The organism is Desulfuromonas thiophila (genome assembly GCF_900101955.1).
Classification (GTDB): domain Bacteria; phylum Desulfobacterota; class Desulfuromonadia; order Desulfuromonadales; family Desulfuromonadaceae; genus Pseudodesulfuromonas; species Pseudodesulfuromonas thiophila.
This window is the reverse complement of the sequence record NZ_FNAQ01000001.1, coordinates 244,634-271,045: the sequence shown is the minus strand read 5'-3', so window position 1 is coordinate 271,045 and position 26,412 is coordinate 244,634. Positions and strand designations below refer to the sequence as shown.

Here is a 26,412-nt window from a genome sequence, read left to right as displayed (position 1 = left end):
TCCTTGATAATGGCATTTGGCAAGAACCGCCTAGTGGTAAAGACTTACGATTTACGCCACGAAACTGTTATAGTCGGGAAGTGCCAAACCCTCTGATGCCGTTTTCGGCCCCATGAACTCAGATGCGGATACTGCCCGATGACCAGATCGCTTATTCTTCTGCCGCTCCTGCTGGCCGGATTCCACTGCCCGCCATTCCTGACAACCGCCGGTGCTGCCGCGCACAGCGACATCCGCATCGCTGTGCTGGCCCTGCGCGGCGAAGAGGCTGCACTGCAAAGCTGGCAAGCCACGGCGGATTATCTCAACCGCAAGATTCCCAGCCAACAGTTCCGCATTGTGCCCTACGATTTCACCGCGATTGTGCCGGCGGCGCGCCAGCACGCCTACCATTTCGTTATCACCAACCCGTCGATCTATATCGAGCTGGAAGAACTGTGCGGTGCCAGCCGAATCGCCACCTTGCGGCGCCAGGTGGCTGGCCAGAGCCAGACACGCTTTGGCGGTGTCATCTTCTGCCGGTCAGAGCGCACCGACCTGCAGACCCTGACGAACCTGAAAAACCGTCGGTTCATGGCGGCCGGCGAAAACTCCCTCGGCGGCTGGCGCATGGCCTGGTATGAACTGAAGGCGGCCGGCATTGAGCCGGCAGAGCATTTCGCCCAGCTGCGTTTCGGCGGCAGCCACGATGCCGTGGTGGCAGCCGTCGCCCAGGGTGCGGTTGATGCCGGGACCGTCCGCACAGGCATCCTCGAAGATCTGGCGGCAACCGGAGTCATCCGGCTAACAGATTTCCGTATTCTGCAGCCCCGCCAGCATGAGGGTTTCGATCTGCTGCACAGCACTGACCTCTACCCGGAATGGCCCATTGCGGTTCTGCCACAGACCGACCCTTCTCTGGCGCAGCAGGTTACCATCGCCCTGCTGGAGATGGCCGATAACGACCCGGCCGCACAGGCTGCCGCCAGTGTCGGCTGGACCATTCCGCAGGACTATACCAGATTACATGAACTCTTCAAAGCGCTTCGACTTGGGCCCTACCGGGACTACGGCAGCTTCACCTTCGCTGCGGTGCTCCGTCAATATGGCTGGGCGCTGCTCGGCGCCACGACGGCTATCGTCGTGCTGCTGCTGTACACCGCTTTCGTGCTGCGACTTCATGGCCGGCTTAGACGCACCCACGCTGAGCTGGCCCAGGCCCACCAGCAGCTCAAGGCGGCCCAGTTTCAACTGCTCCAACAGGAAAAGCTGGCCGCCATCGGCCAGCTGGCGGCTGGCATTGCCCACGAAATCAACAATCCGGCGGGTTTTGTGCTCAGCAATCTCGGCACCCTGGCCCGCTATGCCGAACGCATCGTCAGCTACCTCCACCATGTCGATGAGCGCTGCCGGCAGCTGCCCGAAGCCTTGGCCCAGCCCTGTGCGGCCGAGCGAGAAAAACTCAAGATTGCCGAACTGCTGGCGGATCTGCCCGAACTGATCGCCGAATCCAGGTCTGGCATGGAACGCATCCGCCGGATTGTTGCCGATCTGCGAAAATCCTGCGCCGACGACGCCTCCCGTCGTGGCCTAATCGACCTCAACGACTGCCTGCGCCACTGCCTGGCACAGCTCAAGGATCAGCTCGCCGGCCTGGAGATCGAGCAGGAGCTGGCAGAGCTGCCGGCGCTTGCCTGCGCTCCTCAACAGATCGAACAGCTCCTGACCCATTTGCTGCAGAACGCCGCCCAGGCCATGGCCGGTCGGGGCCGGCTCGGCCTGCGCAGCTGGATGGAGGACGGTGTGCTCCATCTCTGCGTCAGCGATACGGGGCCGGGCATTCCGTCCGAACTGCTCGGTAAAATCTTCGAACCTTTTTTCACCACCCGCGAGGTTGGCCAGGGTACGGGTCTGGGCCTGAACCTGTGCTACGAGATTGCCCGAAGTCATGGCGGGCAGATCCGTGTCACCAGTCAACCGGGACAGGGCAGCAGTTTCACCCTGAGCCTGCCGCTGGACCAGGCTTCGGACGTGGCGGCATCATCCTGAGGCTCCGGCAATGGCCGCACCGGCCCTACAAGACACGCAATAGGGCCTCGACCTGCTGGCGGTCGGCGGCACGCCAGGGACCAACACAGGCGAAACAGAGCTGCTCGGGCCGCAACACCTGTGCAGCCGCGGTCACGATGGCTTCTGCCGTCAGCTGCTGCCACAGCTGGCGCTCTTGCTGCAGGGTACGCAACTGGCCGCTGAACAGGCCCCAGCCATAGCGACCGGCCAGTTCCTCGACACTATCGCGACTGAAATCGAGCTGGTGCAGCGCGGTGCGAATCAGGTGCTGCACCTCGGCGGCGCTGGCCGGCTGGCAGGCCCGCACAACCTCCCGCCGCAGGGTCTCCACCACCCGCACCAGCTTGTCCGGCTCACTGGTCAGATCGATGGTCAGGCAGCCACAGGCCGGATATTCCTCCAAACTGGCGTCAACATGATAGGTCAGGCCCGCATCTTCGCGCAGGCTTGACATCAGTCGGCTCACGCCCCCCTCGGCCAGCAGACGGCGCAGGGCACGCAGGGCCGGGCTGGCGGGATCGCGATAGCCGCCGGTACGCCAGGCCAGCTGCACACTCAGCTGCGCGTCGTTATCGGCCACCCAGGCAAAGCGCGGTCCGATAACCGGCGGGGGCAGAGGGAAATCGCGCGCCGGCAGCGGCGCCGGTTGCCAGTCGCCAAAGGCCCTGTCGACCGCCGGCAACACCTCGGCCAGGGTCAGGGGCCCGGCCAGGACGATCAGCAGATTGCCCGGCACATAATAGCGCTGGTACCAGGCGCGAACCTGTTCGACCGTAAAGGAGCGAATACTTTCGGGATAACCGATAACCGGTTGTCCCAGGGCATGATCGCCCCACAACAGTCGACCGATATGGTTGTCAATACAGACATCCTCACCATCGGCGTTATAGTCACCCAGGGCCTCTTCCAGAATGATGGCCTTTTCCGTTTCCAACTGCTGAAAACGCGGGGTGCGCAACAGCAAGGCGAAAAGTTCAAGGGCTTCGGCCGTCGCCGCCGGATGGACGCGGGCAAAGAAGCTGGTCGACTCGACATCGGTAGCGGCATTGACACTGCTGCCACAACGCTCGAAGGCCTGCTCAATGAGGGGGCCGGAGGCATAGCGACTGTTGCCGCGAAACAGCATGTGCTCGACCACATGCGACAGGCCGGCCTGGGCACGCGTTTCATCGCGACTGCCCACGCCAACATAGCAGACCAGTTCGACACTGTGCAGATGGGGAGCGGGCACCAGCACCAGTCGCACACCATTGGCCAGGCTGTGCTGCAGATAATCCTCGCCGATCGAATCCGCCATAGATTTTCCTGTTTTTCCTGTGAAAAAGGCGACCCACTGACGGGCCGCCCTTGCTATACGCTGTTCTTCTGTCGCCTGGCGGGCACACTGCCACGCCAGGCAATGCCGGATCAGCTCCGCAGCAGACGGGCCGCTTCCAGCGCGTGGTAGGTGATGATCAGGTCGGCGCCGGCACGCTTCATGCCCAGCAGGGTTTCCAGCATCACCCGGTCGTGATCAATCCAGCCCTGTCGCGCCGCCGCCTTGAGCATGGAATACTCTCCCGACACGTTGTAGGCCACCAGCGGCAGATCGCTGCGCTCGCGGATGTCGCGCAGGATATCGAGATAGGCCAGAGCCGGCTTGACCATCAGGAAGTCGGCATTTTCGGCCACATCAAGGGCCGCCTCGCGGAAAGCCTCGCGACGGTTGGCCGGGTCCATCTGGTAGCTGCGCCGGTCGCCGAACTGCGGCGTCGAATCGGCCGCGTCACGGAACGGGCCATAGTAAGCGCTGGCATACTTGACGGCGTAGCTCATAATGGGAATATGGCTGAAATGATTGGCGTCGAGCGCCTCGCGCAACGCGGCGATGCGACCATCCATCATATCGCTGGGAGCGACGATATCGGCACCGGCACGGGCATGGGACAGCGCCTCGGCCGCCAGCAGCCTGAGGGTGGCATCGTTATCAACATCGCCGTCGCAAATGACGCCGCAATGGCCGTGATCCGTGTACTCGCACAGGCAGACATCGGTAATGACGGTCAGCTGGGGCAACTCGGCCTTGAGGGCACGGATGGTGCGCTGGATAATACCCGCATCGCTGTAGGCATCCTGGCCCAGCGGATCCTTGTGCTCGGGAATACCGAACAGGATCACCGCACCAATACCCAGTTCCTGCGCCTGGCGCGCCTCGGCTACCAGATGCTCGATAGACTGCTGGTAAATACCGGGCATGGACGGAATTTCCTTGCGGATATTGTCACCGAAGGCGCTGAACAGCGGATAGATCAGATCTTCCGGCCGCAGATGGGTTTCGCGCACCATCCGGCGCAGGCTGTCGCTGCGGCGGGTGCGGCGGGCGCGGTACTGGGGAAAGTTCATCAGCATCTCTCCTGGGTTGGCAAAGAAACGAAATGGCGCTGCAACGCGGCCACCAGGCCTTCAAGGGTATAGGGCTCGGCTTCGGCCTGCACAGCCAGGCCGAAACGCTGCGCCGTGGCCGTGGTAACCGGGCCGATGCTGGCGCAGCACAGATCACGGCAGACCGCAGCGGCGGTCTCGCTCCCGAGCAGGGCAACAAACTGTTCGACACTGGAAGAAGAGGCGAAGGTGACGGCGTCAAGGTGCGGCAGCAGCGCCAGCAGTTCATCGCGCCGTTCCAGATCCGGCAGGGTGCGATAGGCCACCGGATCCTCCAGCATGGCACCGGCGGCACGCAACCCCTCGGGCAGCACCGGCCGCACCTGCTCGGCCCGCGGATAGAGCACCCGCCAGCCGGCCACGCCCTGTTGCTGCAGCAATGCCAGCAGGCTCTCGGCCCGGAAATCGGCCTGCGGCTGGCACACTGGCCAGCCAAGCCGCTGCAGCGCCGCCGCGGTTTTGGGCCCGACGGCGAACAACCGCACCGTGCTGGGCCAGACAAAGGCCGGCGCGCCATCCGGTTGCAACAGCTGCCGCACGGCCGCCACGCCATTGACCGAGGTCAGCAGCACGGCATCGTAGTCTGCCAGGGCAGCAAGGGCCTGCCACAAGGGCTGCGGGTCGACCGGCGCGGCAATGCGGATCAACGGCAACGCCAGCGCCTCGGCGCCGGCCTGCTGCAGCAATCGGACAAATTCCTGTGCCTGCTGGCGTGGCCGGGTGACCAGAACCCGCCGGCCATGCAAGGCCGTGCTCAACGCTTCAGTGTTCATCCAGCGTCCGCAAGGGTTCATCGGCCAGGCCAACCTCCAGTTCGAACAGCTGCTGCAGCGCATCAACATAGGGCTGGGCCTGATCCTGCTTCTGCGCCTCTCTGAGCCTCTGGGTCGGCCCGTGCAGCAGCTTGTTGACCAGCGCCGCGCTCATGGCCTCAATGGCGCGGCGCTGGCGCTCATCCAGTTCCTTGAGATTGCTGAAGGTGCGTTCCAGTTCGGCCTGCCGCAGCTCCTCGACCTTGCGCCGCAAGGCCGCAATGGTCGGCACCACCTGCAGACCCTGCAGCCAGCTGCTGAACTGGCCGATCTCGTGCTCGATAATCTGCTCGGCCTGTTCGGCTTCCTTGTGCCGTTCCTTCAGGTTGGCGTTGACCACGCCCTGCAAATCATCGACATCGTAGAGGTAAACGTTATTAAGGTCATTGACCCGCGGATCGATATCACGCGGCACGGCAATATCTATAAAAAACATCGGCCGGTTCTTGCGCTGGCGCAGGGCCTGCTGCACCTGTTGCGGATGAATGACAAAGCTGGTGGCGCCGGTGGACGACAGCACAATGTCCACCTGGTGCAGGTGGTCGGGAAAGTTATCGAACAGCACCGCCTGGCCGGAGAACTCGCGCGCCAACGCCTCAGCGCGGGCGAAGGTGCGGTTGGTCACCAGCACCCGGTCGACCCCGTTGTTGACGAAATGGCGGGCCGCCAGTTCACACATTTCACCGGCACCAATGAGCAGCACCTTCTTGCCTTCGATGCTGCCGAAGATCTTGCGGGCCAGCTCCACTGCGGCAAAGGACACCGACACGGCGTTGCCGGCGATGTTGGTCTCGGTACGCACCCGCTTGGCCACGGAAAAGGCCTTGTGGAAGAAACGGTTAAGAATCAGGCCGACGGTTTTGTGCTCGACGGCGTTCTGGTAGGCGGTCTTGATCTGGCCGAGAATCTGCGGCTCGCCAATCACCATGGAATCGAGGCTGGCGGCCACGCGAAAGGCATGGCGGATGGCAGACGGGCCCTGATGGGCATAGAGATGGCCATTGAGCTCGCTGGCAGGCAGCTGATGGTACCCGGCCAGAAAATCGCGCAGCGCGGCACTGCCAGCTGCCGCGTCGGGCCCGCTGGCGTAGAGTTCCACCCGGTTACAGGTCGAAACAATCAGCACCTCGCGCAACGGCGCCAGGGCCGCCAGTTGGTGCAGGGCCTGCGCCAGACGTTCCGGTGCAAAGGCGACCTTCTCACGCAGGGCGACCGGCGCGGTTTTATGGCTTAAACCGACAACAAAAATATCCATCCTTCATCCCGTGACGGCAGGTGCAGCCCACAAGAGGCCGGGGGCGCGATCAACCAGCCATGGAGCTGTAGCTGTGCAGCCCCGGCAGCAGCAGGTTGACACCCAGGAAGGTAAACAGCACAAAAAGAAATCCGATAATTGCGAAAATGGCGGCGCGCCGGCCACGCCAGCCCACCGTCAGGCGACCATGCAGCAGGGCGGCATAAAGAAACCAGGTGATCAGGGCCCAGGCTTCCTTCGGATCCCAACTCCAGTAGGTGCCCCAGGCCGATTCAGCCCAGACGGCCCCGGAAATGATGCCCATGGTCATCAACGGAAAACCGAAGGTCAGGCAGCGGTAATTGAGGGAATCAAGGGTTTCCAGCGACGGCAGCCGGTAATAAAGGGCAGAAAACTTCTTGCTCTTGAGCATGCGCTCCTGCACCAGGTAAAATACGCCGGCCACAAAGGCAACGGTGAACACCGCATTACCGAGAAAGGCCAAGCCAACATGGATCGGCAGCCAGAAGCTGTCGAGAGCCGGGTTGAGCGGCTGGGTCTGCATCGGGATCAGGCTGCCGAACAGCATCAGCACCAGGATGAAGGTGCAGGTGGTAACCGCCAGCACATCCATGCGCAGCCGCCAGTTCACCAGGGTGAAGACGCCGGCCAGCGTCCAGGCAAAGAAAGACAAGGATTCGTGCAGATTGGTCACCGGCGTGTAGCCAGCCTCAAGGTAGCGTACCAGCAGGGTCAAGCTATGAACGGTGAAGGCCAGCAGCAGGGCCGTCATGCTCCAGCTGCTGCGTTCGGGGCGGTTACGCACGGCACTGACCAGCGCCAACAGAGTCGCCACCAGGTACAGCAGCAGGGCGACCTTGTACAGCAGGATGTTCATGGTTCCCCCTTTTTTGCAGCGAATCGGCCACCATGGGCACAGGGTCGCCATACTAGGCGGGCCGCAAAAGACCTGTCAACAGCTTTCCCTGTGTGACAGCTGACTCGCCATCACTACAGACCGAACAGCTCCGCTTCCACCAGTTCGCAGAGCATCTGCAAATGAAACAGCAGCACCTCGCGTCCCCGACTGCGGCTGTCGGCCTGCAGACTGATGACCAGTTCGGCGCCACCCAACTGCCAGGCGCCTTCTTCCGCCAACGACAGCACCAGCGTACGGCAGCCCAGCTCGCGAGCCGTCTGCTGCGCCGCCAGCAGGGCCGGCTCCGCGGCGCAGTCCAGCAACAGCAGACAGTCTTCGGGTCGAGCCAGAATCTGCACCTGGCTGGCAGACAGCTGATCGAACTGCTCAGCCTCGCTCAGCGCCGCGACCAGGCTGCCATCAAACCCCAGCCCCAAAGCCGGTAGCGCCGGTCGCTCGACATCGAGTTGATGGGCAAAGCCAACCACTAGCAGGCGGGCCAGATCCTGCAGGGCGGCACTGGCCACCACCAGCAGCCGGCCGCCAGCGGTAAAGGTTTCCGCCACCAGCCGCGCGGCGTTCTCCAGGGTCTCCGCATGCAGGGCCAGACTGCGTTCGAGCAGGCTGTTGTGCTGCTGCAAGGCTTCAATCAGTTTTTCGCTCATCGCGACATCCTCCCGCCGCGGCCGATACGACCGCCGTGGTGTGGCTTGAGTTTGGTCTTGCTTTTTCAGCCTGCTGTTTTATCATGGCCGGGTTAAAAACGTCTCGGTTTCCCGTTCCGTTTTCACCCGTTTCATCCGTGCCGGGCCGCTGCCAGCCAGTACCGACACCGACCCCCGCTCAACAGGAGGAAAACAGCTTATGGCCAGTGACAAGGTATTCCAGTTTACCGATGCCAATTTCGACACCGAGGTGCTGCAGTCGTCTCTGCCGGTTCTGGTGGACTTCTGGGCCACCTGGTGCGCACCCTGCAAGGCCATTCTGCCGGTCATTGACGAACTGGCCGGCCAGTTTGATGGCCAGGTCAAGATCGGCAAGGTCAACGTTGATGAGAATCCCGACACCCCGGGCAAATTCGGTGTGCGTGGCATCCCGACCCTGATTCTGTTCAAGGACGGCAAGGTGGTTGACCAGCTGGTCGGCGCCGTCCCCAAGTCGCAGCTGGAGAACTTCATCAAGAAAGCGCTCTAGGCCCGACACCCGTCACGTCACAACCACGATCCCGCACCACAAGAAAAACCCGGCTCCGGCCGGGTTTTTTCTTTATGCGCTCCTTGACAGGCCGTTTTAAACCCCGTCATAACGCCTTGGCGCACCCCGCCAGACTACTGGCCCCTGCTATCTTCCGCAAGCAGCTGGTGCAACAAACGAAACAGTTGACGGTAGCTGGCCTTGTCAACCGGCCCTGAGCAGCCACGAGCCAGTTGTTCCAGTTCGGCCAGTCCGGACATGCTGACCTGACCGGTCAGCTCCGCCAGCACCGCCGCGCGCTCGGCCTCGCCGGCGCACAGCCGCTCGCGCAGCCGTTCAAGGCGATGGAAATGGGCCGCCTGATGCTGGTGCTGTTGTTCCTGACCCGCCAGCAGCTGACGCGCCTGCTCCTGCTGCCGGGGATCCTCGCGCAACAGACCCGCCAGATACTTGATCTGACGCTTGCGGGCACCGTGGGCGTCAAGCGCTCGCGCCTGGGTCAGGGCCTGGCGCAACTCTGGCGAAAAATCCGCCTTCTGCAGCCAGGCGGCCGGCACCGTCACCAGCTGCAGGGCCAAGGCCTCAATAGCCTGGGCCGCCCGTTTGCGGCCCGACTTGCTCTGAATGCTGTCATCAGCAAAACGCATCAGTTCTCCCGTCGGCTGTCAAGCAGCAGGGTCACCGGTCCATCGTTGACCAGTTCCACCTGCATGTCGGCCTGAAAGATACCGGTAGCCACCGCCACGGCCTGCTCACGCAGCCGCGCCGCCAGCGCCAGATAGAGTTGCTCGGCCTGATCCGGCGGCGCCGCCGCCGAAAAGCCCGGCCTTCGGCCCTTGCGACAATCAGCCAGCAGGGTGAACTGCGACACCAGCAACACGGCGCCGCCAACCTCCTCCAGCGACCGGTTCATCTTGCCGGCCTCATCCTCGAACAACCGCAGCAATCGAATCCGGTCCGCCAGATAAACCACGTCGTCGACGGTGTCGCCCTGCGCCACACCGACCAGGACCAGCAAACCCGGCCCGATCGCCGCTACCGTTCGCTCCGCCACGGTCACACTGGCGCGTTGCACCCGCTGCAGTACCACCTTCATGCCAATTGCCGCTGCCAGTGGGCCACCAGGGCCGGCACCTGATGCACCGAGGCAACCACGGCATCGGCCTGCGGCGGTCGCCGCGCGTGGGATGCCACCAGAATGGTCCGCATGCCCAGGCGTCCCGCCGGCGTCAGGTTGTCGGCACTGTCCTCGACCATCAGAGCCTCCGTCGCCGCCACCTGTGTCCGCCGCAGCACCGCCTGATAGGGCGGCAGCTGGGGCTTGGGGCAATAGTCGCTGACCCGGATATCGAACAGTGCCTCGAAGCAGTCACGCACCCCCAGACAGCCCAGCACCCGCTCGGCATGTTCAGCGGTGCCATTGGTGAAGACGAACTTGCGCTGCGGCATTGCATCGAGTTGCCGGCGCAACTGCGGATCGGGCCGTAGGCGACTGGTCACATCGATATCGTGCACATAGTGCAGATAATCCTCCGGATCGGTACCGTGTTCCTCCATCAGGCCACGCAGAGTCACACCATACTGGCGCCAGTAGTGGCACCGCAACGCATCGACGGATTCGGCCGGAATGCCAACCACCTCATGCATATAACGGTTGATGCGCACGTCGATCAGGCCGAACAGATTACAGGCGGCGCTGTAGAGGGTATTGTCAAGATCGAAAAAGACCGCTTTCACGTCAGCAGCTCCGCCGGCACAAAGGTGCCGCGGCAGACCTCGACAGCCGGCCCGGTCATGATCACCGGCCCCTCTTCGCTGTAATACAGCTCCAGCTCTCCGCCCGTCAGCTGGTTGCGAATCCGCCGGCCGGTGCGACCACTGAGAAAACCGGCCACCGTCACCGCCGAGGCGCCGGTGCCACAGGCCAGGGTCTCGCCGGCACCGCGTTCCCAGGTGCGCTGGCGCACGGCCTCGGGCGAGAGCACCTGAACAAACTCAACATTGATGCGTTCGGGAAACCAGGCATGGGTCTCAATCTGCGGCCCCCACAGCGCCAGCGGCACCGCGGCAACATCGGGCACGAAAATGACGCAATGGGGATTGCCCATGGACAGGCAGTACGCCTCGAAGGCCTGATCGGCCAGTTCCAGTCGCACGCCCAGCGCCTGCTCATCGGACGGACCGGTCATCGGCAGGGCACTGCGCTGCAAGCGTGGCGCGCCCATGTCGACGGACACCTGAACCACCCGATCGGCGGCATCGGTGCGCAGCTGCAACTGGCGCAGGCCAGCCGCCGTTTCGATGGTCAGTTCGCGCCGCTGAACCCGCCGCGCCTCGTAGAGGTACTTGGCGACACAGCGAATACCGTTGCCACACATCTGCGCTTCGCTGCCGTCGGCATTGAACACACGCATGCGGGCATCGGCAATTTGGGACGGCAGAATCAGAATCAGACCATCGCCGCCAATGCCGAAGTGACGGTCGCTGACCCGCGCCGCCAGCCGTTCGGGCTGTTCAATCTGCTGGTCAAAACCATCAATATAGACATAGTCGTTGCCAATCCCCTGCATCTTGACAAACCGCATGCTCGCTCCTTTCGCCACCGCCACTGGCCCTAGAAAAACAGCTCCGGCGGGCCGGCCTCCGCCAACGACTCCGGCGATTCCAAGTTTTCCTGCGCCAGCGCGCCGTCATCTATCAGCCGGGTGCCAGCCACACGGTCATGCCAGCCCTGGCCATCGGTCCGCCACAGCAGCGCCGCGTAAGGCAGCCCCAGCGGCACCAGCATCAGCAACGCCGCGAGCCGCCGCAGCAGGGCCTGCCCCAGCCGTACGGGAGCCGCATCCTGACCGCACAGCCGCAGCTGCAGCAGCTGCTGACCCGGCGTCTGGCCATAAGCATAATGAAACAGTGGCGCATAAACCAGCAGAATCAGGCCAGCCAGCAGCGCCAGAGGCTGCCACAGACTCAGCGGCACCGGTCCGGCGCCCAGCGTCAGGGCCAGCCAGCAGGCCGCCAGCCACAACAACACTTGCAACAGACCATCAATCAGCGCCGCCAGTAACCGCCGCAAGGCCAGCGCCAGCCGCTCCAACAGAGAGAGCCCTTCGTCCGGCGCTTCCGGCAACAACGGCTGCTCCAGCGCCCGCCATAACAGGCTACTGTCTGACAGGCTGCTTTCCGCCACACGGCGCTTTTCCGGCCGGACGGGCACCGCCGGCGGCTGCTCGGCGGCAACCACTGGCGGCTGTGGCTGCGGGGTAGCGGTCGGCGGATCAACGGGCGGCTGCCGAGGGGTAAACGGGAGGGAAGCGAAGGTGGCGCGAGCCTCGGCAACGGCGGGCTCGGGCTGAGGCACCAGCAGGTCGCCAACCACCGGCCAAGGCTCCACCTCGGTAGACGGCAAAGACTCCGGCGGCAGCGGCGCCAGGGCGGTCACGGCCTCAATCGCCGGATCAGACCAGATCGCCGGCAGGGGTGGCAAGGCAAAGGAGGCGCCGCATTTCTTGCAGTGGCTGAGATGATCAAAGCTGTGATAGCCACAATGTGAGCAACGCATAGGCGCTCGCTTCTCCGGTCAGACGGATTCCGGCACGCCCTCGGCCAGATCCCCGTAATGAAACTGCAGGATCGCCGCTAGGGCCATGCCGGCGGTTTCGGTCCGCAGGATGCGCGGTCCCAGGGCGACCGGGATAAAACCGGCGGCGCTGGCGAGGGCCAGATCGGCCGCCGACAGACCACCCTCCGGCCCGATCAGCACAGCCATGGAGGCCGGCGCAGCGACGGGCAATGCCGCCGCCAGAGGCCGGTCGGATTCTTCCCAGGGCACCAGCCGCAACGCGGCATCACAGCCCGACAAGGCCTCGGCCAGCGAACAGGGCACACCGACCGACGGCACATGTGTCCGCCCGCTCTGCCGGGCGGCCTCCTCGGCGATACGCTGCCAGCGCTGGCGCTTGCGTTCCCCCTGGGCACGGGCCGCCGCCTGGCACCGCTCGCTGATCAACGGCACAAAGGCACCAACCCCCAGTTCGGTGTTTTTCTGCACGATCCAGTCAAATTTATCGCCCGCCGGCAGGGCCTGCAACAACACCAGCGACAGCGCCGTTTCTGCCTGATAGCCCAACCGCACCAGCCGCACCCGCGCCTGGTGTCGCTGCGCCGTCAACAGTTCGGCCTCGGCCCAGCGTCCCTGGCCATCGCCAAGCTGCAGCCGGCTGCCCGGCGCAAGACGCAGGACGGTGGTCAGATGGTGGGCCACCTCAGCCGGCAAGGCCAGCTCGGGTTCGACCAGGGTTTCAGGCAGGCTGGGCAGCAGGAAGCGACGCATGGGAGAAAATCAGCCCGGCCGGGCATAAATCAGACAAAGCCATTCGTTTTTCTGGTGGATCTGCGGTGGCTCGGGGAAAAAGGGCTCGAAGCCGGCAACAACCAGCGCCTGTTTTTCTGCCAGAATGCCCGACAGAATCAGTGTGCCGGCTGGCGCCAGCCGGTTGACCAGTTCGGCGGCCAGACGAACATTCTCCTCCGCCAGAATATTGGCCACCACCAGATCGAACCCAGCCGGCAGCGCCTCCAGGGGCGCAGCGGTTACCTCGACCCGATCCTGCACGCCGTTGATAACGGCATTGTCCCGCGCCGTGGCGCAAGCCTGGGGATCAATATCGCAAGCCAGCACCCTTTCAGCGCCCAGGGCCGCCGCCGCAATGGCCAGAATCCCCGAGCCGGTTCCAACATCGAGCAGGGACCGGGGCACCGGCTGAAGTTCGAAGCGGTCGGCCAGGGCCTCAAGACACAGAAAGGTGGTTTCATGGCTGCCAGTACCAAAAGCCATGCCCGGATCAAGGGTGATCAACGCATCCTCCGGCCCCGCCGTTACCGCCTCCCAACTCGGCCGCACCAGCAAACGCCGACCGATGCGCAGGGTCGTAAAGTGCTGCTTCCAGCCATGCGCCCAGTCCTGGCCATCGATCAGCCGCGCGTCCGGCGCCAGTGCGGCCAACGGTGGCAGCAGCGCACCATAATCAGCCAGCAACGCGGCCAGGCGCTCGAACAGCACCTCCGCCGGCTGTTGCGGAAAAAAAGCCCGCAACTGCAGAGGCCCCTCTTCGACCGCATCGGGATCGGGCACGACAAAGGTGTCGAGCTTACGCTCGCTCACCAGCACACCGGCACAGCCCAGGCTATCGAGCAGGCCACAAAGCAGATCGGCCTGAGCGGCCGTTGCTGTCAGAGATATTTCAAGCCATTTTTCAGTCATTTCGCCTGTGTAGCAAAGCTGCTGGCGAAACGCAATAAAAATCCTTGACAGGCCGGCAAGCTCAGGTTTTAATCTTGTCCTTATTTAATGAATTGATAAACCATATCTGGTATTGAAAAGAAAAAGTCCGCCAGCCATGTCGCCGGCAAAAAATTCATGAAAATGTCTGTTGCAATCTGCCAAAACCCTGCTATACCGTGTCACAATAAACACCAATTCATGAAATAGCCATTGAAAGAGGTGCCGCCGACCGCATGAACCCTACCAGTGACAAAACGGTTTTTCTGCTGTCCGATGCCACGGGCGAAACGGCGGAAAAGATGATTTCCGCCGCCCTGACACAGTTCCGCCGGCAAGGCACCCGTATCCGCCGCATCAGCCATGTGCGCAGCAAGGGTCAGGTTTATGAAGCCCTCGACGCCGCCGCTCAATGCCGCGCCCTGGTGATCTATACCATTGTCAACCGTGAGCTGTCACGACTGGTACATGATGAATGCGAAGCTCTCGGCCTGACCAGCGTTGACATTATCACGCCGCTGCTGATGCGCTGCTCGGAATTCTTCGGCATGTCGCCGACGGAAATCCCCGGCCTGCTGCACAATGTGGACGAAGCCTATTTTCGCCGCATTGACGCGGTTGAATTCACTGTCCGCAACGATGATGGCCAGGAAACCCGTTTTCTCAACAAGGCCGATATCGTGCTGGTCGGCGTGTCGCGCACCAGCAAAACGCCGCTGTCGATGTACCTGGCCCACCAAGGCTACAAGGTGGCCAATATTCCACTGGTCAGCGGCATTGAGCCACCGCCGGAGCTGCTACATCTGGAACACAGCCGCGTAGCCGGCCTGGTCATCCAGCCGGAGCGGTTGGTGGAACTGCGGGCCGCGCGGCTGAAAAATCTGGGGCAGGACCCCCGCCGGGCCTACGCCGATTTCGAGCAGGTTGAAACAGAACTCAAGGTCGCGCGCCAGTTCTTCCGGCGCCAGAAATGGCCTATCATCGATGTGACCGGCAAGGCGGTAGAGGAAACAGCCAACGAGGTGCTGGTCAAACTCAAATTCAAGTAACGCCGACCGCAGTGGTCGGCCACAGCCAAGGAGAACCCTGTGATGAAAGTGCTTGTCGTTGAAGACGAGAAAAAGGTTGCCAGCTTCATCAAGCGCGGGCTGGAAGAGGAAGGCTTCACCGTCGAAATCGCCAACAACGGCGAGGAAGGTCTGGAGCAGGCGCAGAACAACCGCTACGACCTGATCCTGATGGACGTGATGCTGCCCAAAATGGACGGCCTGGCCGTCATCCGCGAGCTGCGCGAAAAGGAGATCAACACACCGATCCTGTGCCTGACGGCCAAGGACAGCGTCGACGACATCGTTGCCGGACTCGACAGCGGCAGCGACGACTATCTGACCAAACCCTTCGCCTTCGCCGAGCTGCTGGCCCGCGCCAAGGCGCTGGTGCGCCGCGGCGTGAAGGATCGCGGCGCCGAGATCTTCTTCGCCGATCTGCGGCTTGATCCGGTTACCCACAAGGTCTGGCGCGGTGAAAAGGAGATCGACCTGACCGCCAAGGAATACGGGCTGCTCGAATACTTCATGCGCAATCCCAACCAGGTGCTTACCCGCACCATGATCGCCGAACATGTCTGGGACTATACCTTCGATTCCTTCACCAACATCATCGATGTGTATGTCAACTATCTGCGCAAAAAGATCGACAAGGATTTCGGCAAGAAACTGATCCACACCATCCGCGGCGTCGGTTATGTGCTGAAGGAGGAATAACATGAGCCGCAGCGCCACGCTGGCCTTGGGCAGCTGGCTGCTGCTGGCGCTGCTGGCAGCCCTGCTCGCTGGTGCCGCCCTGTTCTCCGGGCCGGCCGCCGCGCTGTCACCAAGCGCGCGCTGGCTGGTTCTGCTGCTGGCTACGGCTTTGTTGGGCAGCGCCCTCTGGGCGCTGCTGCACCAGCTGCGCGCATTGCTGGCCACATTCGAGCAACTGCGTCGTCACTGCGGCCGACTGAATCTGGCCAGCCTCGATCAGCGCCTGCAACTCAACCATCGCGCCAGCGAGGTACAGAGCCTGGCAGCGGAGTACAACGCCACGCTGGAGCGGCTCGACCAGGCCGTCCGCCGCCTGCGCCAGTTCTCCGGCGACGCGTCCCACGAACTGCGCACACCCTTGACCATTCTGCGCGGCGAAACCGAGGTGGCGCTGCGCTGGGCCAAGACACCAGAAGAGTTCCGCGACGCCCTGCAATCGAACATGGAAGAAATCGATCGCATGGGCCGCATCATCGAGGATCTGCTGACGCTGGCCAAAAGCGAATCGGGCCAGCGGCCGCTGGCCATCAGCGAGCTGAGCCTGAGCGACCTGCTGCAGGAACTCTACCTGCAGGGCCGCAAGATTGCCGAGGACAAGCAGATCCAGGTCAGCCTGCACCACCACACGCCTGAAGAAATCCGCATTCGCGCCGACGGTCTGCGCCTGCGCCAGCTGTTTCTCAACCTGGTCAGCAATGCCCTGCGCTACACGCCTGCAGGCGGCCACGTCGATATCGCCGTCACACGCCACAACGAACGGGTCGTCATCGCCATCCGCGATACCGGCATCGGCATCGCCGCCGAACATCTGCCACACATCTTCGAACGTTTCTACCGCACGGACGAAGCCCGCAACCGCAGCGAGGGCGGTACGGGGCTGGGGCTGGCCATCGTCAAATGGATCGTCGAGGCTCACCAGGGAACCATTGAGGTCGAATCGCAGCCGGGCCAGGGCAGTACCTTCCGCGTTACCCTGCCGATCGCCGGTCCCGCCGACAACGGCAGCACTGCCTAAAAACACAGAAGGGCGGGCGGCAATGCAACAGCAGCCGCCTGCTGCCTTCCCTCTGGTATTTCCCCAGGCGCCTGCTTATGGTGAGATGAGATGCGGAGGACACCGACCGTCAGCCCCACTTCATCCAACCTTCCACAGCCCGAGGAGAAAACTGCATGAAAACTCTGGCCCGCCTGCTTCTGCTGTGCCTGCTGCCTTCTTTGTCCCTGGCAGCGGCACCGGATTTCGTTGCCCTGACCGAGAAGCTCAAACCCGCCGTGGTCAACATCAGCACCACCAAGGAGGTTCCGCCCCTGCAGAACCGGCTGCGCGGCTTTGGCAGCCCGCATGGCGATCTGTTCGACAATTTCTTTGAGCATTTCTTCCGCGGCCAGCCTCTGCCGGGCCAGAAGAAAAAATCCCTCGGCTCCGGCTTCATTATTTCAACCGATGGCTACATTCTTACCAATGCCCATGTGGTCGACCGGGCCGAGGAAATCAAGGTTCAGCTTGACGGCCACAAAACCTTCGACGCCACAGTCAAGGGTGTCGACAGCAAACTCGATCTGGCCCTGCTCAAGATCGAGACCAGCGAAACCTTGCCAACGGTGACCCTGGGCAACAGCGACGAACTCAAAATCGGCGAATGGGTCATGGCCATCGGCAACCCCTTCGGTCTGGAGCAGACCGTCACCGTCGGCATCGTTTCGGCCAAGGGCCGGGTTATCGGCGCCGGCCCCTACGACAACTTCATCCAGACCGATGCCTCCATCAATCCCGGCAACTCCGGCGGACCACTGTTCAACACCCAGGGTGAGGTCATCGGCATCAACACCGCCATCGTCGCCGGCGGCCAGGGTATCGGCTTTGCCATTCCCATCAACGCGGCCAAAGCCATTGTGCCCCAGCTTAAGGAAACCGGCCATGTCACCCGGGGCTGGCTTGGCGTCACCATTCAGCAGGTTTCTGACGAACTGGCCACCAGCTTCGGCCTGGAACAGGCCCAGGGCGCCCTGGTCTCTTCGGTCGCCAAGAATTCTCCGGCAGACAAAGCCGGTCTGCAGCGTGGCGATATCATTCTGGAGTTCAATAATCAAACCATTGACAGCATGAATGATCTGCCCCGCTTGGTGGCGGCGGTGCCGGTGGGTGACAAGGCTGAACTGACCCTGTTCCGCAAAGGGAAAAAGAAAACCGTGTCAGTCAAGGTTGGCGCGCTGGAAGAGGACGGAACACAACCAACGCAACAACTCAGCGGGCATCCGCTGGGGCTGCACACCAGTCCCTTGACGGAGGAACTGCGCCAGCATTACGACCTGCAAACCAGCCAGGGAGTTCTGGTCACCGCCGTCGATCCGGCGGGGCCGGCAGCCCGGGCCGGCCTGCAGCCGGGCGATGTCATCATCGAGTATAACGGCATCGAAATCCGCTCCAATGCCGATCTGGAACAGGCGGCGCGCTCGGCGCGTGACCAACTGCATCGCCTGCTGATCCAGCGCGGCCAGGGCCTGTTTTTTGTCGCCCTGCGCCTGACACCCTGAGTCTTAAGCTCCCCCACCTGCTCCGCCCCCGGTCGGCCACCAGGCCGGCCGGGGCGTCACGCCAGCAATTCGCTTGTCGGACGCTGTGTATTTGCACAGTGTTTTCGGCGAAATCCCTGTGTTAGCCTGCCGCCCATGCGAATAAAACTCAAACACCAGATTCTGCTGGCGCCGGCAGCGGTTCTGCTCCTGATGGGGCTGCTGTTGTTATTCCTGCAGTACACCTACTGGGATCTGTCAGTCAAACGGCGTCAGGCCAGCGATCTGGGCAAGGTCTTCATCGCCTTGGCAGAAGCGGATCTGGCGGCCAAGCGCATCCAGACCCTGTCGTTGGCGCTGCGCCGCAACTTCGTACTCAACGCGCCACGCCTAGAGGAGATGGACGTGCTTTATGGCCATCTGTCCAGCGCCATCGAACGCACCCTGGAGAGCCTGGAGGTTTCGGCGGAAGACGCCTCCCTGTTGCGCCGTTCAGTGCAGAATCTCGATCCGGAAAAGGGCATCGACACCGAACGCTTCATCGCTGCGCTGGAGGAGTTGCGACCTCAGCTGATCACCCTGATCGAAAACGCCCGCAGCCAACGCGGCAAGCTCAAAAGCCTGCAAACCCGCAACATGGATGAGCTGGTGGCGCGCACCACCCTGGTGTCACTGGTGGTCATGAGCACCGCCATCATGCTGGGCATTCTGCTGTCGCTGTTCTTCTCACGCCGCATCCTGCGCCGCATCCAGCTGATTTCCAGCGGGGCCAGCAACCTGGTGGAAGGCAGGCCGACCCTGACCCGCACGCCGGAAACCATCAGCGACGAACTCGACGATTTAACCGTGTCACTGCACAAGATGGCGGAAAAACACATCCGCGTGGTGGGGGCCGAAAAGCTACTGCAGGGCGCCGAGGACGAGCGCCGCCGCATCGCCCGCGATCTGCACGATCAGACCCTGTCGGATCTGTCCGCCATTCTGCGCGAGGTGCAGGAACTCAAGCGCGAAGGCTGCAACGAGCGCGCCGAGCGCCTTGAGCGCAATCTGCAGAATACCATCAACAATCTGCGCGAGGTCATGAACGATCTGCACCCGCAGACCCTCGACGTGCTGGGCTTGACTGCGGCGCTGCAGTCACACCTGGAAAGCCATCAGCATCATGGCGAGGTCGAGGCGCACTTTTACGCCTCGCAGGCGGCCGAGCGCCTGAAACTGCCGAAAAACCAGCAACTGCAGCTCTACCGCATCGCTGTCGAGGTGGTACACAATGTTTATAAACATGCCGCCGCCAGCCGGCTGGAACTGAGCCTCGACTGTACCGACGGTCAACTGATCCTGGCGGTGGAGGACAATGGTCGCGGTTTCACGCCGGACAGCGAGCGACGCGGCCGCGGCCTGTACAATATCGAAGAACGGGCGCGAGTGATCGGTGCCCTCTACAGCTTCAAACCGTCGCGCTTCTCCAGTGGCACCCGCTTTGAACTCCATTTGCCGCTGACGGCCACCACGCCTGTCGCCTGAGCCGCGCGACGGCCCCTTTCCCGGAGATGCCCATGCCCGATTTGTCCGTCATCATTGCCGAAGACAATCCGAAGGATTTCGAGTTTCTCGAACAGCTGCTGCTCAGCTCCGACATGGCGCGTTTCCAGATTGAGCGCGCCGCCGATGGTCAGACAGCACTGGAACTGGCGCTCAAAAGTCGCCAGCCGCTGGTGATCAGCGATATCCAGATGCCCGAACTCAACGGCATCGACTTCGCCCGTGCCCTGTGGGACGAAAAACCCCAGGCCCGCATCGTTTTCTGGAGCCAGTTCAAGGACGAGATGTATGTGCGCGCCCTTCTGAAGATCGTGCCGCCGGAAACCGTTTACGGCTACATCCTCAAATCCAACACGCGCGAGCGCATCGCCGCCGCCATCACCACCGTGCTGCTGGATGAACAGTGCTGGATCGATCCGGAGGTGCGCAAGGTACAGGGTCGTACCGGCCACAGTCAAACCGCCCTGTCGGACATTGAGTTCGAGGCCCTCATCGACATCTCCCTCGGCCTGACCGACAACCTCATTGCCCAGCGCCGCTACCTGTCACGCCGTGGCGTGCAGAGCCGGCTCAACTCGCTGTACAACAAACTCTGTATCGACCAGGAACAGTTCAGCGCCGAAAAGGTGGGCGAAGGCTTCAACCCGCGCAACCGCGCCGTTGCCGTTGCGCTGCAGCGTGGCCTGATCAATGCCTTCGAGCTGGAACACGAGGAAAAAGAATTGCAGCAGTGGCTGAGCCAATTCAAGAAGCGCCACAAGATCGACAGTGGCGACTGACGCACCAGGGCCAAATCGGAGCCAACCCGCCCCTGGCACAACACCTCAGATCGGCCGGGTCAGTACCGGCCACTGCGGCCCGTTGGGCACCCGGAGCGCAAAATCGCAAAAATCGACCTTTAAAAGCATCTGGAAGCGGTTATACTTCCCCTTTGTTAACCGTCGGCATCCCGCTGGCGGAAATTTTAATGACACGGGAGGGTACAACCATGAAACGAGGATCTGCTGTTCTGGCCGTTCTGCTGTGGAGCACACTGGCGTTGGCTGCCAGTGCCAGCGCCCAATCCCAGGGGCGTATCAGTGACGCCACCCAGGAATGTATCAACTGCCACAGCCTGATCACGCCGGGCATCGTAGCCGACTGGCAAAAAAGCCGTCATGCCCAGGTGACGCCGGCCGAGGGCCTGGCCAAACCAGCCCAGCAACGACGCATCTCGGTCGCCAAGGTGGCGCCGGAACTCGCTGATATTGTAATCGGCTGTGCCGAGTGCCACGGCATGAACAGTGCCGCCCATCCGCAGGACAGCTTCGAGCATAACGGTTTTACCATCCACAGCGTGGTATCGCCGCCCGACTGTGCCACCTGTCATCCCACCGAAACAACCGACTTTGCTGACAACCTGATGGCGCAAGCCTACGCCAACCTCATGAACAACCCGGTGTACGCCATGATGGTTAACAATACCAACGGGTTGGCCGAGTTCACCGACAGCGGTTTTCATCATCTGCCGGCCGATGATACCAGCAACGCCGACTCCTGCCTGGCCTGTCATGGGACCGATGTGAAGGTCACCGGCACGGTAACACGCGACACCGCCATGGGGGAAATGACCTTCCCGGTTCTGAGCAACTGGCCCAACGCCGGTGTCGGCCGGCTCAACCCCGATGGCAGCACCGGCGCCTGCTCCTCGTGCCATACCCGCCACCAGTTCTCTATTGAAATGGCGCGTAAACCCTACACCTGTGCCGAATGTCACAAAGGGCCGGATGTGCCGGCCTACAAGGTGTACGAGGTCAGTGTGCACGGCAACATTCAGAAGTCGATGGACAAATCCTGGAATTACAGCGCCGTGCCCTGGACCGTCGGCAAAGACTTCACCGCCCCGACCTGTGCCGCCTGCCACGCCAGCGAACTGGTCGATGAAAACGGTGAAACCCTGGCCAAACGTTCGCACCGCATGAATGACCGGCTGCCCTGGCGGATCTTCGGTCTGCCCTATGCCCACCCGCATCCGATCAAGGCCGACACCACCGCCATCGTCAACAAGGGTGGCCTGAACCTGCCGACGGAACTGACCGGCGAACCGGTCAGCGCCTTCCTGATCAGCAACGAGGAAATGGCCGAACGCCAGCGGCGCATGGAGCGGGTCTGCGCCGGCTGCCACAGCCAACAGTGGATCGATGGCCACTTCGACCGTCTCGACCGGTCCATCGAAACCAGCAACAGCATGACCCTGCAGGCCACCAAGATCCTCAGCAGCGCCTGGCAGGAAGGCCTGGCCCAGGGGCTGCCGCAGGGGGCCAATCCTTTTGACGAGGCCATCGAGATGAAGTGGATTGAGCAGTGGCTGTTCTTTGGCAACTCGGTGCGCTTTGCAACCGCCATGGGCGGTGTCGATTACGGCGTTTTCGCCGACGGTCGCTGGACTCAGGCCAAGAACCTGCAGGAAATGGCCGATTACCTGAAGTTCCTGCGCGCCAGCCAGCCGCAGGCTGAGCAGAAGAAATAACCCCAGCGCGCCGGGCTGCGACCAGCAGACCCACAGCCCGGCGTAATCCCATTAAAATCAAACAACGCCCCTGTCTTGCGGCAGGGGCGTTGCTGTTTCAGCGCAACCGGTCTCTCAGCAGCGACAGTGAATGGCGAAGGCGGCAAAATCCGGCCGCGGCGCCGGCCGCGCCCACAGGTAGCCCTGTGCCTGGGTGGCACCGGCTTCGAGCAGAAAATCACGCTGGGCCGCGTTCTCCACGCCTTCAGCCACGACCCGCAGTCCCAGCGCCCGGGCCATGCCAATCACCGCGCGGGTAATGGCAACGCTGTTATCATCGCTTGGCAGATCATCGACAAAGCTTTTGTCCAGCTTCAGGGTGGTGATGGGCAGCCGCTTGAGATAGGCCAGGGAGGAATAACCGGTACCGAAATCGTCAATGGCCAGGGTCACACCCCAACCGCGCAGGGTCTGCAACTCTTGCAGCACCTGATGGTCGATCTGCATCAGGGAGGTTTCGGTAATTTCCAGACACAGGCAGCCTGGTGGCAGGCCACTTTCCTGCAGAGCTGCGGCGACGCTGGCGCACAACCGGTTATGACGCAGCTGGGCGGCAGCCACGTTGACCGCCACCCGACCGCAGTAAATTCCTTCAAGGCGCCAACGCTGCACCTGGTGACAGGCCTTGCGCAACACCTGCTCACCCAGTTCGGCAATCAGATGGCAGGCCTCGGCCACGGGAATGAATTCTGCCGGCGCGATCATCCCCTTGCGCGGATGGCACCAGCGCGCCAGGGCTTCGAGAGACACCAGCGCGCCAGTGACCAGATCGACCTTGGGCTGAAAATAAACGGTCAGTTCGTCCTGATTGAGCCCACGGCGCAGGTCGGCCTCCAAGCGAATGCGGCTCAGGGCCAGGCGGGCCATTTCCTCATTGTAAAAGCAATGCTGCTGGCCGCCGTCGCGCTTGCTGCGATACATGGCCAGATCGGCATTCTTGATCAATTCCTCGCAACTGTCGCCGGCTTCCGGCCAAGTCGCCACCCCGATGCTGGCACTCAGATGCAAGGCATGACCCTCGACAACAAAGGGCGCAGCAAAGGTCAGCCGCACCTTGTCGAGCACAGCCAGCAGATCGTCGAGACAGGCAAAATCCTCCAGCAGCACCAGAAATTCGTCACCGCCCAGGCGCGCCACCGTATCCTCGGCCCGCAGCTGACGCCGTAACCGGTCCGCCACCAGCACCAGCAGGGCATCGCCGGCGCCATGGCCAAGGCTGTCGTTAATATCCTTGAAACGATTGAGATCCAGCATGACCACCGCCAGCATCTGGCGGTGGCGACGGGCCCGCATCAGCGCCTGTTCAAGGCGGTCGAGATAAAGACGGCGGTTGGGCAAGCCGGTCAGTTGATCGTGATAAGCCTGGTGCTCCAAGGCCTGTTCGGCACGGTGACGCTTGGTAATGTCGGAAGCCACCACGGCGGTGCCACAGATACGCCCGAGGGCATCGCGCACCGGGTAGATGGTTCGGTCGAGCACCCGGCCATCGGGCAACTGGCGCAAGGCACCCTCAGGCTGGCCCGTTTGCAACACCCGCAGCGACGGGCAGTTGGCGCAGATATCGGGGCAGTCCCAGAACAGCTCATGGCACTTGCGGCCCCGGTAGTGCTCGGGATCAACGGCATAGCTGTTCAGAGCTGCAGCGTTCATCAACTGCACCCGGAGCTCGGGATCAAGCAGAATCAGGTTGTCGTTGAGGCTGTTGACCACCTCCTTGAAACGCTGCTCACTCTGGCGCAGCTGCTGGCGCAGGCGGTAATCGTCACTGATGTCATGAAAACTCAGTACCAGCCCGCAGGGGACACCATCGGCATCGCGCAGCGGCGCCAGCGTGCCCGCCACGGCCCGCAACCGACCCTGGCGATCCTGCAACTGACAGTGTTCCTCCAATGCCAGGGCTGCACCGTCCCGCACCACCTGTGCCAGCGGCAGTTCCAACCGCTGGCCACTCAGAGCGTGACGCAGGGGGAAAATCTGCCGCAGCACCGCGCCGATGGCCTCTTGGGGAGAAAAACCGGTCAGCTGCTCGGCGCCAGGATTCAGCCCGATGACCCGCTGCTGCAAATCCGTGGCGATTACGCCGTTGCCGATGGAATTGAGGATATTGCGCAGCCCGGCAGCATCCTGCCGGGTCGGCGGTCGATGTTGCAGGCGCCGCCACAACCGGCGCGCAAGGCGTCCGTGCTCCATGCCAGACCGCCCGGCGCCAGCCTACCAGCCGATCCGGGCCGGCGCCTGCGGCCGACGCGCACCGGCAGCCGGTGACTGGCCGCGCCGTTTGTGGCAATCCTGCTTAAGCTTGAAACGATGCAACAGCGCCAGCAGCTGAGCGGCCTGGGAGGCCAGCTGCTCAGCCGAGGCCGCGCCCTGCTCGGCATTGGCAGTATTCTGCTGCGTAACATCGTCGATCTGACCGATGCCGACATTGATCTGGGCGATCCCGTGGGCCTGTTCACTGCTGGCGGCGGAGATCTCGGCTATCAGATCGGAAACCTTGGTAACACGGTTAACAATTTCACCCAGGGCTTCGGCCGTCTGTTCGGCGATCTGGGCACCGTTCTCGGCCTTCTGCACCGAGCCCTCGATGAGCTCGGCCGTTTCCCGGGCCGCCTTCGCGCTGCGTGCCGCCAGATTGCGCACCTCTTCAGCCACCACGGCGAAACCCTTACCGTGCTGGCCGGCGCGAGCGGCCTCGACAGCGGCATTAAGAGCCAGCAGGTTGGTCTGGAAGGCGATCTCGTCGATGACCTTGATGATCTTGGAGATATTCTGGCCGGCGGCATTGATTTCCGCCATGGCCCTGACCATCTGCTCCATCGAGCCGTTGCCACGGTTGGCCGCCTCGCTGGCTTCACCGGACAGGCTGGCCGCCTGCCGGGCGTTATCGGCGTTGTGATCCGTACGATTGGCCAGCTCACTCATGGAGGCGGCAATCTGCTGCAGCGAACTGGCCGATTCCGTTGCCCCCTGCGACAGGGACTGGCTGGCATCGGACACCTGGGTGGCGCCAGCGGAGATCTGTTCACCGGCCAGCTGAATCTCGCACATCATCTTGTTGAGATCCTGCTCCATGGTGTGCAGGGCGCCGCGAATCTGGTCGGCCTCGTCACTGGGATGAATATCGAAGGTCAGATCGCCCTGCGCCAGCTTCTGCAGGGCATCGACCACCTCGTGTTCCAGACTGTCGGCAAAGGCATCCAGCGACCGCGCCATCACGCCGATCTCGTCCTTGCGATCCAGATTAAGGCGGCAACTGGTATGGCCCTTGGCCAACTCCTGCAACATCTCCACCACCTGGGCAATGGGGCCGGACAATCCACGGGCAAACCAGATCACAATCAAGGTTGAGATCAGAATGGTGAACCCGACGATGCCAATGGCACCATACAGCATGGTATGGGTTTCCTTGCGAACGTCATCAATATACAGGCCGCTGCCGATGATCCAGTCCCAGGCGGCAACGCGCTTGACGTAGGAAACCTTCTCCACCGGCTGGTCATGGCCCGGCTTGGCCCAGCGGTAATGGACAAAATCACCGCTGCCACTGCGGGTGACGTTGACCATTTCGACAAACAGCTTGACACCATCCGGATCAGCGAAGCCGCTGAGATCCTTGCCATCGAGATCGGGCTTGAACGGATGCATGATCATGCGTGGCCCGGCATCGTTGATCCAGAAATAATCGTTGCTGCCGTAACGCAACGCCTTGACCGCCGCAATGGCCTGCTGGCGAGCCTGCGCATCGGTCAACTCACCACTGGCGGCCCGGGCGACAAAGTGCTCCACCATGCTGCTGGCGGTTTCCACCTGTGAACGGATTTTATCGCTGCGCTCGCGCAGCAGATTTTCGCTGGTTTTCCAGTAGAGCCCGCCGAACACCACACACATGACGGGAACCGCCAGTGCAAAGAGAAAATAAACCTTGTTTGCAATTTTCAGATCCTTAAATCGCATGTCCGCCTCCTTGACCCCCACACCGGCCAGCCGGATCGCCAGCCACCGTTTTCCCGCCGTCTTCCTATACCTTATCCCGCTTTTGCCACGCCCGCAGCACAATCAAATCTGTTTATATGTTTTCATGTATATATCGGAGAGAGAC

General features: G+C 62.4%; 24 protein-coding genes. 9 read left to right on the top strand and 15 right to left on the bottom strand.

Annotated elements, in window-relative coordinates:
- Positions 1–138 precede the first annotated feature (138 nt).
- Complete coding sequence (locus BLR80_RS01195; RefSeq protein WP_092075428.1) at positions 139–2,028, top strand: sensor histidine kinase; 1,890 nt, start codon at positions 139–141, stop codon at positions 2,026–2,028.
- A gap of 25 nt (positions 2,029–2,053) precedes the next feature.
- On the opposite strand, the gene BLR80_RS01190 is transcribed toward BLR80_RS01195, so the two are convergent.
- The 6 genes from BLR80_RS01190 to BLR80_RS01165 form a co-directional block, all read right to left on the bottom strand.
- A complete protein-coding gene (locus BLR80_RS01190; RefSeq protein WP_092075426.1) occupies positions 2,054–3,346 on the bottom strand; it encodes a M16 family metallopeptidase in 1,293 nt (430 codons plus the stop codon).
- 110 nt (positions 3,347–3,456) lie between these two features.
- Positions 3,457–4,431 (bottom strand): porphobilinogen synthase, encoded by a 975-nt coding sequence (hemB, locus tag BLR80_RS01185; RefSeq protein WP_092075424.1) that lies wholly within the window; start codon positions 4,429–4,431, stop codon positions 3,457–3,459.
- Positions 4,431–5,243 carry a uroporphyrinogen-III synthase gene (locus BLR80_RS01180; protein ID WP_171906269.1) on the bottom strand — a complete coding sequence of 271 codons (813 nt, stop codon included), beginning with the start codon at positions 5,241–5,243 and terminating at the stop codon, positions 4,431–4,433. The genes hemB and BLR80_RS01180 overlap by 1 nt, the downstream gene beginning before the upstream one ends.
- Positions 5,233–6,537 carry a glutamyl-tRNA reductase gene (gene hemA, locus BLR80_RS01175; RefSeq protein ID WP_092075420.1) on the bottom strand — a complete coding sequence of 435 codons (1,305 nt, stop codon included), beginning with the start codon at positions 6,535–6,537 and terminating at the stop codon, positions 5,233–5,235. Before hemA ends, BLR80_RS01180 begins: the two co-directional genes overlap by 11 nt.
- A 49-nt stretch (positions 6,538–6,586) precedes the next feature.
- On the bottom strand, positions 6,587–7,414 hold the full coding sequence (ccsB, locus tag BLR80_RS01170; RefSeq protein WP_092075418.1) for a c-type cytochrome biogenesis protein CcsB: 828 nt from the start codon (positions 7,412–7,414) through the stop codon (positions 6,587–6,589).
- A gap of 113 nt (positions 7,415–7,527) precedes the next feature.
- Positions 7,528–8,100, bottom strand: a complete 573-nt coding sequence (locus BLR80_RS01165; RefSeq protein WP_092075416.1) for a phosphoheptose isomerase family protein — start codon at positions 8,098–8,100, stop codon at positions 7,528–7,530.
- A 199-nt stretch (positions 8,101–8,299) separates the two neighbouring features.
- Here BLR80_RS01165 and trxA point away from each other — a divergent pair, with 199 nt between their 5' ends.
- A complete protein-coding gene (trxA, locus tag BLR80_RS01160; protein WP_092075414.1) occupies positions 8,300–8,629 on the top strand; it encodes a thioredoxin in 330 nt (109 codons plus the stop codon).
- 134 nt (positions 8,630–8,763) lie between these two features.
- Here trxA and yjgA read toward each other — a convergent pair whose 3' ends face one another.
- From yjgA to prmA, 7 genes are read right to left on the bottom strand one after another with little or no spacing between them, the layout of a single operon-like run.
- A complete protein-coding gene (yjgA, locus tag BLR80_RS01155; RefSeq protein ID WP_092075412.1) occupies positions 8,764–9,276 on the bottom strand; it encodes a ribosome biogenesis factor YjgA in 513 nt (170 codons plus the stop codon).
- Positions 9,276–9,725 (bottom strand): D-aminoacyl-tRNA deacylase, encoded by a 450-nt coding sequence (gene dtd, locus BLR80_RS01150; protein ID WP_092075410.1) that lies wholly within the window; start codon positions 9,723–9,725, stop codon positions 9,276–9,278. Before dtd ends, yjgA begins: the two co-directional genes overlap by 1 nt.
- On the bottom strand, positions 9,722–10,366 hold the full coding sequence (locus BLR80_RS01145; RefSeq protein ID WP_092075408.1) for a pyrimidine 5'-nucleotidase: 645 nt from the start codon (positions 10,364–10,366) through the stop codon (positions 9,722–9,724). Before BLR80_RS01145 ends, dtd begins: the two co-directional genes overlap by 4 nt.
- Complete coding sequence (gene dapF, locus BLR80_RS01140) at positions 10,363–11,214, bottom strand: diaminopimelate epimerase (RefSeq protein ID WP_092075406.1); 852 nt, start codon at positions 11,212–11,214, stop codon at positions 10,363–10,365. The genes BLR80_RS01145 and dapF overlap by 4 nt, the downstream gene beginning before the upstream one ends.
- 29 nt (positions 11,215–11,243) lie before the next feature.
- A complete protein-coding gene (locus tag BLR80_RS01135) occupies positions 11,244–12,188 on the bottom strand; it encodes an RDD family protein (protein WP_092075404.1) in 945 nt (314 codons plus the stop codon).
- An 18-nt stretch (positions 12,189–12,206) separates the two neighbouring features.
- Positions 12,207–12,959, bottom strand: coding sequence for a 16S rRNA (uracil(1498)-N(3))-methyltransferase (locus BLR80_RS01130; RefSeq protein ID WP_092075402.1), 753 nt, complete (start codon positions 12,957–12,959; stop codon positions 12,207–12,209).
- A 9-nt stretch (positions 12,960–12,968) separates the two neighbouring features.
- Positions 12,969–13,889, bottom strand: coding sequence for a 50S ribosomal protein L11 methyltransferase (prmA, locus tag BLR80_RS01125; protein WP_092075400.1), 921 nt, complete (start codon positions 13,887–13,889; stop codon positions 12,969–12,971).
- Positions 13,890–14,143: 254 nt separating this feature from the next.
- Between prmA and BLR80_RS01120 the strand changes: the two genes are divergently transcribed.
- The 7 genes from BLR80_RS01120 (at position 14,144) to BLR80_RS01090 (ending at position 22,274) form a co-directional block, all read left to right on the top strand.
- Positions 14,144–14,956, top strand: a complete 813-nt coding sequence (locus BLR80_RS01120) for a pyruvate, water dikinase regulatory protein (protein WP_092075398.1) — start codon at positions 14,144–14,146, stop codon at positions 14,954–14,956.
- Positions 14,957–14,998: 42 nt separating this feature from the next.
- Complete coding sequence (locus tag BLR80_RS01115; protein ID WP_092075396.1) at positions 14,999–15,670, top strand: response regulator; 672 nt, start codon at positions 14,999–15,001, stop codon at positions 15,668–15,670.
- Between the two features lies 1 nt (position 15,671).
- Entirely contained in the window at positions 15,672–16,724 is a 1,053-nt protein-coding gene (locus tag BLR80_RS01110) for a sensor histidine kinase (RefSeq protein ID WP_092075394.1), read from the top strand.
- 155 nt (positions 16,725–16,879) lie between these two features.
- Positions 16,880–18,244 carry a DegQ family serine endoprotease gene (locus BLR80_RS01105; RefSeq protein ID WP_092075392.1) on the top strand — a complete coding sequence of 455 codons (1,365 nt, stop codon included), beginning with the start codon at positions 16,880–16,882 and terminating at the stop codon, positions 18,242–18,244.
- A 135-nt stretch (positions 18,245–18,379) separates the two neighbouring features.
- Complete coding sequence (locus BLR80_RS01100; RefSeq protein ID WP_092075390.1) at positions 18,380–19,747, top strand: ATP-binding protein; 1,368 nt, start codon at positions 18,380–18,382, stop codon at positions 19,745–19,747.
- A 32-nt stretch (positions 19,748–19,779) separates the two neighbouring features.
- Entirely contained in the window at positions 19,780–20,544 is a 765-nt protein-coding gene (locus BLR80_RS01095; RefSeq protein ID WP_092075388.1) for a response regulator transcription factor, read from the top strand.
- A 209-nt stretch (positions 20,545–20,753) separates the two neighbouring features.
- Positions 20,754–22,274: a multiheme c-type cytochrome gene (locus tag BLR80_RS01090; RefSeq protein WP_092075386.1), complete on the top strand. Its 1,521-nt coding sequence runs from the start codon at positions 20,754–20,756 to the stop codon at positions 22,272–22,274.
- Between the two features lie 114 nt (positions 22,275–22,388).
- On the opposite strand, the gene BLR80_RS01085 is transcribed toward BLR80_RS01090, so the two are convergent.
- Both BLR80_RS01085 and BLR80_RS01080 read right to left on the bottom strand, forming a co-directional pair.
- Positions 22,389–24,503, bottom strand: a complete 2,115-nt coding sequence (locus BLR80_RS01085; RefSeq protein ID WP_092075384.1) for a putative bifunctional diguanylate cyclase/phosphodiesterase — start codon at positions 24,501–24,503, stop codon at positions 22,389–22,391.
- Between the two features lie 21 nt (positions 24,504–24,524).
- Positions 24,525–26,267: a methyl-accepting chemotaxis protein gene (locus BLR80_RS01080; protein ID WP_092075383.1), complete on the bottom strand. Its 1,743-nt coding sequence runs from the start codon at positions 26,265–26,267 to the stop codon at positions 24,525–24,527.
- Between the last annotated feature and the right edge of the window lie 145 nt (positions 26,268–26,412).